At 67.6% G+C, this 7,053-nt stretch carries 9 protein-coding genes and 1 tRNA gene; 8 read left to right on the top strand and 2 right to left on the bottom strand.

Features of this window, described 5'->3' with window-relative positions; translation table 11 throughout:
- From AX744_RS20805 to AX744_RS16000, 3 genes are all read left to right on the top strand, one after another.
- A partial coding sequence (locus AX744_RS20805) for a hypothetical protein (RefSeq protein ID WP_061017979.1) occupies window positions 1–365 on the top strand: 365 nt, incomplete at its 5' end.
- 104 nt (window positions 366–469) lie between these two features.
- Complete coding sequence (locus AX744_RS16005) at window positions 470–1,378, top strand: M23 family metallopeptidase (protein WP_197429255.1); 909 nt, start codon at window positions 470–472, stop codon at window positions 1,376–1,378.
- A gap of 229 nt (window positions 1,379–1,607) precedes the next feature.
- Window positions 1,608–2,345 (top strand): M23 family metallopeptidase, encoded by a 738-nt coding sequence (locus AX744_RS16000; protein WP_061017975.1) that lies wholly within the window; start codon window positions 1,608–1,610, stop codon window positions 2,343–2,345.
- Window positions 2,346–2,467: 122 nt separating this feature from the next.
- Here AX744_RS16000 and AX744_RS15995 read toward each other — a convergent pair.
- A tRNA-Pro gene (locus AX744_RS15995) sits at window positions 2,468–2,544 on the bottom strand.
- Window positions 2,545–2,650: 106 nt separating this feature from the next.
- On the opposite strand from AX744_RS15995, the gene AX744_RS15990 reads away from it, so the two are divergent.
- The 5 genes from AX744_RS15990 (at window position 2,651) to AX744_RS15970 (ending at window position 6,307) form a co-directional block, all read left to right on the top strand.
- A complete protein-coding gene (locus AX744_RS15990) occupies window positions 2,651–3,241 on the top strand; it encodes a GNAT family N-acetyltransferase (protein WP_061017973.1) in 591 nt (196 codons plus the stop codon).
- Between the two features lie 33 nt (window positions 3,242–3,274).
- Complete coding sequence (locus tag AX744_RS15985; RefSeq protein ID WP_058633023.1) at window positions 3,275–3,730, top strand: hypothetical protein; 456 nt, start codon at window positions 3,275–3,277, stop codon at window positions 3,728–3,730.
- On the top strand, window positions 3,727–4,452 hold the full coding sequence (locus AX744_RS15980; RefSeq protein WP_231728836.1) for a lysoplasmalogenase: 726 nt from the start codon (window positions 3,727–3,729) through the stop codon (window positions 4,450–4,452). The genes AX744_RS15985 and AX744_RS15980 overlap by 4 nt, the downstream gene beginning before the upstream one ends.
- Window positions 4,452–4,823, top strand: coding sequence for an RNA-binding S4 domain-containing protein (locus AX744_RS15975; RefSeq protein ID WP_171011041.1), 372 nt, complete (start codon window positions 4,452–4,454; stop codon window positions 4,821–4,823). Before AX744_RS15980 ends, AX744_RS15975 begins: the two co-directional genes overlap by 1 nt.
- Before the next feature lie 62 nt (window positions 4,824–4,885).
- Window positions 4,886–6,307, top strand: a complete 1,422-nt coding sequence (locus tag AX744_RS15970; protein WP_061017971.1) for an HNH endonuclease signature motif containing protein — start codon at window positions 4,886–4,888, stop codon at window positions 6,305–6,307.
- A 51-nt stretch (window positions 6,308–6,358) separates the two neighbouring features.
- On the opposite strand, the gene AX744_RS20800 is transcribed toward AX744_RS15970, so the two are convergent.
- The coding region (locus AX744_RS20800) for an NUDIX domain-containing protein (RefSeq protein WP_061017969.1) at window positions 6,359–7,053 on the bottom strand (695 nt) is incomplete at its 5' end.

Below are 7,053 nucleotides of genomic sequence, written 5' to 3'. Positions count from 1 at the left end.
CCGTCAGCCCGAGCACGACATCGGAGCCTGCCCCCACTCCGACCCCCAGCTCCAGCTCCGGAGACTTCGGGGACTTCACCGCCACCCAGCTGGTCGAGATCTGCGTCGACTCGACGCGATCGGGTTTCGCCGGCGACGTGCAGTTCGACTCGGCCGCCAGCCGCATCGAGCACCGCAGCGTGACCCCGGAGTGGCTCGTGATCGTCCCGGCGCAGACCTCCGGCTTCCAAGGAGAGGCGCAGTGCACGATCGGTGGTTCTCCGTCGAATCCGGACATCGGGCTGTCGTCCGCGTCGATCGAGCGCCTCCCCGAGGATCAGATCCAGAAGTTGATCGACGGGAAGAACGAGGGCGGCGACCGCTGATGTGCGGCTCAGAACCGACGGTGGAGTCGTCGAGCCCGCCGGCGCCTCCCCTTCTCTCTCGAAGATCGGCCCTGATCGCCTCCGGAGTCGCAGGTGGCGCCGCGATGTTCGGGCTGAACGTCGTGGCCCCCGGAGAAAGAGCGGCTGCAGCCGGGACGTACATCCGGCCGTGTGGCTACGCACCGATCTCCGACTCCTGGCAGGGGCACCGCAACCGCAACTCCGCGGAGCCGGGCACCGACTACTCCGTGCCGAGGGGCATGCCCGTCATGGCCGTGACGAATGGCCTCATCGTCGATCGCAAGGACACCACGTCCACGGCGACGGGCCGCTACCTGGCGCTCCGCGGGGACGATGGCAACTACATCCGTTATCTGCACCTCGACTCGAGTGTAGTCCGAGTGGGCACGCGCGTGACGCAGGGAACGGTCATCGCCTACTCGGGAGCGTCCGGTTTCGACAGCGAGACCGGCTACGGAGCACACGTCCACGTCTCACTCTGGATCGGCGGCTCACCGAACCAGCTCGGATTCAGGAACACCGTCGACTTCGAGAACTACGTCATCGACAACTCACCCAGTCAACCCCCCGCCTCGGAGGATCCCGTGCCCACCCATCAGTCCACCACCTACGCATGGAACACCGTCATCCCTGCGAACTCCTGGATGCCCGTGCGCGTCGGGGCAACCGAGTTCTATCTCGCGGTACTCGCCGCCGGACGGCGTGAGACCGGAGACGTCGTCGTCAACCTGCGGGCATCCGGCGTCGCTTCCGCCCTCCAGCTCCGTGTGGTCGCGGAGGCTCTGAACTCCGCTGGCGCCGTCGCACAGTCGTTCGTGCAGCCCACCGTCGAGATCCCGAAGACCGTCTCCAGTGACGGGATCACCCACGCGCAGTACGTGATGCCGTACACCCTGGTCGGTCCTGTCCGGCTCTACGCGCATGTGCGGTCAGTCGGCGGCACCGCGAAGATCGAAGAGGTCACGATCAAGAAGAACTACTGGCCGGCGTGACGCCGCCCCTGCTGTTACGGTCCCGCTTCCAGACGCGATGACCGTCAGATCGTCCGGCCCGCCTTCGGGGGCCGGACGATCTGCATGTGCCGTGCAGCGGTCTACCTCGCCCGAGCGTCTATCGGACCACGGCACGGTGATCTGGGGACAGCCCGCTACTGTCATTGACATGCACCCCAACGAACCGAAACCCCCATCAGTGCTGCCCGGAGTAGGTCGCAGAACGTTCATGACGGCCGCTGCGATCACGGCGGCGGTCACTGCTGCCGGCGTGGGCGCGGTCGGTCGCCCGCAATCAGCGGCCGCTGCCGTGACCTGGGGTTACCCGTTCACGTTCCGTTCCGGGCGCTCGCGCGGCTTCGTCGGACAGTACCCGGCGCACGCCGGAATCGACTACACCCCGGGTTTGGGGACGCCGATCCACGCAGTCGCCGATGGAACGATCGTCGTCAGTGGTATCACCGGGAACGAAGGCGCCTACGGCGAGAGCATCCACATTCAGCACGCCGACGGCTATCGCACCGTCTATGCGCACATGCTCGAGGGCACACGCATCGGCACAGGGCCGGTTTCGCGAGGGCAGTTCATCGGCAGAGTCGGTGACACCGGCCAGTCCACCGGTCCGCACCTGCACATCGAAGTCCAGCGCAACGGCGTGGCACTCAACCCCGATCCCTACATCGACGACGCGCCGCTCGCAGGGAGCGGGCCGACGACACCTCAACAGGAGACAGCAATGGAAGCAATCGTGAAGGTCCCGACCGGAGCCGTGGTTCACCTCAGGTACGGCGGGAAGACCGACTTCGCCAGCCAGCAGCAGTACAACGACTTCCGCATGCAGGTCGACACCCTGCGCAGCCTCGGAGCAACCGATCTCATGCCTCTGCCCGAGCTCTCGAAGGTGCCCGGAGTTTCCTGGGACACCTTCACCTTCCTCGCCGGCTATATCGGGGCGCCGACGGCGTAGTCGCGAGCGCGTGACGGAAGGCTCCCACCATGCCGAGTGCTCGGTGGGAGCCCTCCGCACGGCGCCGGAGACGGAAAAAGCCCCGGAGTTCCGCGTTTTTCAGCGGTTCTCCGGGGCTTTTATGGTCGGGCTGACAGGATTTGAACCTGCGACCCCTTGACCCCCAGTCAAGTGCGCTACCAAGCTGCGCCACAGCCCGTTGTTCTGCGCTCTCGCGCAGGCAACTCCCCTATCTTAGCCGTATCCGCACCCCCTCCGCGAACCGAGGCGTTGCGAGTGTCGGATGCCCCGCGTAGCGTCGCGTCATGGCGACGATCACGACCGAGCTGGCGACGATGGCGCGCTGGGACGATGTCCAGCACGCGCTCACGGGTGGCGGAGACGGCGCCAGTTGCCAGTGCATCTGGCCGGTGCTGAGCAATAAGGACTGGAACGCGACCACGACGCCGCAGCGCACCGAGATGTTCCGCACCGAGATCGACGAAGGGCCACCTCCAGGGATCGTCGCCTACGTCGATCGCGAGGCTGCCGGTTGGATCCGCATCGGCCCCCGCACGCGCCAAGCCCGGGTTCCTCGCACGCGCATCATCGCTGCGGCGAGCACCGAGCCGTTCGAAGACGAGTCGGTCTGGGCGGTGACGTGCTTCGTGGTGCGCCGAGAGCACCGTGGCAGCGGGCTCAACCTCGAGCTCTTGCGCGCGGCCGTGGAGTACGCCCGAGAATCCGGGGCGCGCCTCATCGAGGGGTATCCCGTCGACACCCGCGGTGAGAAGCAGCGCTCCAACGACCTCTTCCACGGCACTCTCGGAACATTCCTCGCGGCCGGCTTCATGGAACGGGCCGAGCTCAAGCCGGGCCGCACGCTCGTGGCACTCTCCTTCGATGACGACGGATGATCGCAACCGATGAGAAGCCGCTAGCGTGAAGTCATGAGCAACGAGACTCCGACCATCGACGATCCCGAGCTCGGCACGTTCACGCGCGCACGCTCGGAGCTCACCGATGGGACGGTGCTGACACACGATTGGTTCGTCGGCTCGATCTCGGTCCACGGCACCGACCTCGAGCTGATGATGGAAGGCTCGGCCCCTGACGAGGTCGAACCTCTGCTCCCCCGACTGCGGGACACGGTGAAGCGACTCGACATCGTGCGACGCATCGCCACGGATGCCGTCGTCACGAAGTTCAGCGCGGGCGAACCGGGAAGTCTCGAGCTCGACGAGGCCAGCACAGACCTCGCCGTCGAGGCCATCGAAGCGGCCGCCGACGGCACGGTCGTTCTCCATCTGACCGACGGCTGCGGCGAGCACTTCCCCGAGGGATACTGGCCGGCTGTGCATCTCGGTGTCGACGACAGCGTCGTCGAGGTCACCGTCGAATCGTGAACAGCAGCGCCATGAGGGACGGGTCGCAGGCCCCGTCGGTGCCGCGACACGACGACGAGCTCCAGCGGCGCCGCGTGCTCTTCGCCTCCGCGTTCCTCCCCTACACCGTCGTGTCTCTCCTCCACGTCGTCCTGCTGGCGGTCGACAGCCCGCTCGCCGCGCCCACCAAACTGCTCCTGATGCCGCTGCTGGCTGTCCCGGTCGTGGTCTCTGCGCGACACCTCGTTCCGCGCTCCGCGCTGATCCTGCTGCTTGCCGCCGTGTTCTTCTCCTGGCTCGGCGACGGAGCCGGGACATTCTTCCCCGGCGGCCCCGAACTGCCCCTGATGCTGCTGTTCTTCGGCATCGCCCACGTGGCCTACATCCTGCTCTTCGCACGTCACCTGTCGACCCGGCGCATGCCCTGGTGGGCTCTCGTGTACGCCGGCTGGTGGGTCGCCATGATCGCCGTGCTCGGTCCGCACACCGGTGGCCTTGTCGTCGCCGTCGCTCTCTACGGACTGGTGCTCGCGGGGACCGCCGCCTTCTCCGCGCGCTGCCATCCCGTCATCGCCGTCGGAGGGTCGTTCTTCCTCGCGAGCGACACGATCCTCGCTTTCCGACTCTTCCTCCCCGATTCCCTGCCGCCCTGGAGCAGCCCCGCCGTGATGCTCACCTACACGATCGGGCAGGGACTGATCGTCGCCGGTGCTCTCGTGGCACTGAGGAAGAGGAGTTCCTGATGGATGCCGCACGCATCGACAGCTGGCTCTGGGCTATCCGTGTCTACAAGACGCGCTCGGCGGCGACGACGGCATGCCGCGCGGGGCATGTACGCGTGAACGGAGACAGGGTGAAGGCCGCGCAGCAGATCCGGGTGGGCGACGAGGTCCGCATCAGGATCGCCGGGTTCGATCGAATCCTCTTCGTCCGCCAGTTGCTCGTCAAGCGTGTCGGCGCTCCCGTCGCCGCTCTCGCCTACGACGACCGGACGCCCGAACGAGAGCCTCAGGCAGCACTGGGCGTGCGCGACCGCGGAGCGGGGCGACCGACCAAACGCGAACGACGCGACATCGATCGGTTGCGCGGCCGCAACGACGATCTCCCGAGCTGATATCTCGGCATGCATCGTGGCCGCACCTTCTCGCTTTCGAAGCTTTGTTCTAAACTGAGTGCATGGCGAACGATAAGAAACCCGACCTCGATCTCGAGGAACGTCGTCGAGTTCTCGACGCCTGGGTCGCGACCCGTCGCCGCATCGCCGCACTCGAGGCCGAGGCAGCCGAGCTGCTCACGGAGCAGATCGCCATCCACGATGCCGAAGTCGCCTCGAGCCCGTTCCACCGCGATGCGATCTACCGGTCGATGGTCGCGGAGTTCTCGGCTGCCGGCCGCCTGCCGAAGGGGTCCATGGAGTTCGCCTTCGCAGACGCCCAGGCCCTGGTCGGTCATCTCCCCGCGACCCGCGCTTCGTTCTCGCGCGGCACTGTCAGCGCTGGACACGTTCGCGAGATCGCCAGGGCCAGCGCCATCGTGGCCGAGGCCATCCGCAACCGCAAGATCGATCCGGCAGTCATGGAGCTGTTCGAGACGGCGGTGCTGGTGGTCGCCGAGCAGGACACCGCAGCGCGCACCAAGGCGCACGCTCGACAGGTCGTCGCCGCCCTCGTCGGCGAGACGCTCGTCGACAGACACCGACGTGCGGCCGAGGAACGGTGCGTGACGGTGAAGTCGCTCGACGACGGGCTCGCGCTGCTCACCGCCATGCTGCCCGAGTGGATCGCCACCGCCATCGCCGACCGACTGAATCAGATGACACGAGCGGTCGTACGCGCCCGCGATGACCGCGATGTCGTTCCTCCGCCCTGGTGGTTCGACGACGGGCGTGAGGGCATCAGCCCCGAGGACATCTCCCTCGACGATCCGGTGTTCGACCTCCTCGATGACCGTGTGATCCGTGGCATCGACGAGAGCACGTTCACGACCGACCCCGACGTCGTGCGCTTCCCGGCGGACACCCGTACGTGGGCACAGACCCAGGCCGACCTCTTCGCTGATCTGCTCCTCACGGCAGACCCGAGCGCCGCCCACGGGGACGGCCTCGACGGCATCCAGGCCCGCGTGCAGGTGACGATCGCAGCCAGCACCCTCACCGGCGCTGACGACGACCCGGCGGAGCTCGACGGGCACGGAGCGCTGCACCCCGACGTCGCGCGCGAGCTCGCAGCGCGCAACACGGGCTGGAGCCGCCTGTTCCTCGACCCGTCCGGCATGGTCGTGGAGACCGACACCTATACGCCGACCGAGGGCATGCGGCGTTTCCTCCGCGCGCGCGACCGACACTGCCGGTTCCCGGGATGCCGGATGCCGGTGCACCGCTGCGAGATCGACCACAACCACGATCATGCGAAGGGCGGCACGACCGCGCTCGACAATCTCGCGCACTTCTGTCGGAATCACCACACGCTCAAGCACCCGGACATTCCGGAGGCGCATCGGTGGACCGCTCAGCAGGAGAAAGACGGCAGCGTCACCTGGCACAGCCCACTGGGCCGGGACTACGCCGATTCGCCCCCTCGAAGGGTGATGTTCGTCTGACGCCGGGCTTCCGGGTCGACGGTGACCGGACCGCGACGCAGGGACTCGACGTCAGCCCTGCGCGTCGAGCAACTCGAGCAGCCATCCCGCCGACCTGATGTGCGCGGCGCCCGCGTGATCGGCCCGTTCCCGAAGGCCGCGGTCGCTGGTGACGGCGACGACGGATTCCTCGCCCGCGACCCGACGCTCGATCTCAGCGACGATCGCGTCGTCGCCCTCAGCCTCGGCACGTACCAGGCGGACGGGTCCCGGTTCATCGGGGATGCCTCGCGCCTGTCCCTCGACCACCAGCGAGACCTCGGGGAACCACACATCTCCCCCGAGCTCCAGCTCCTCGGCGGGAACAGCCAAGCGTTCGAGACGGCCGCGAAGTCGAGCCGCCGCTCCGGCACGGTCCTTCCACCAGCCGTCGGGGACCGAACCGACGACGTTCGCCGCATCCACCACGATCGCAGGACGCGTCCCGAGCAGCGCCCGCAGCGCAGGCCACGACGCCCCAAACCCCGGGTGCAAAGGGCGGGCGTCGACCTCATCCACCGGCACCCATTCCAAGGCGACGCTCTCGGGGTCGCTGATCACCGGCTCGAACGGCACCGGCACGTCGGCGATGACGGTCGTGTATGACCAGATCCCGAGGTCGAGCACGCTCGTGAACCGGGCGCGCACAGCACCGTCGGGCACGCCGGCCTCTTCCTGGGCTTCGCGGACGGCTCCGTCGATCGCGCTCTCCCCCTCGTGCAGCGCCC

The sequence above is a fragment of the Microbacterium sp. CCH5-D1 genome (assembly GCF_001557335.1).
Lineage (GTDB): Bacteria > Actinomycetota > Actinomycetes > Actinomycetales > Microbacteriaceae > Microbacterium > Microbacterium oxydans.
Note: the sequence above shows the minus strand (reverse complement) of the source record. Positions and strands in the feature narration are given on the sequence as shown.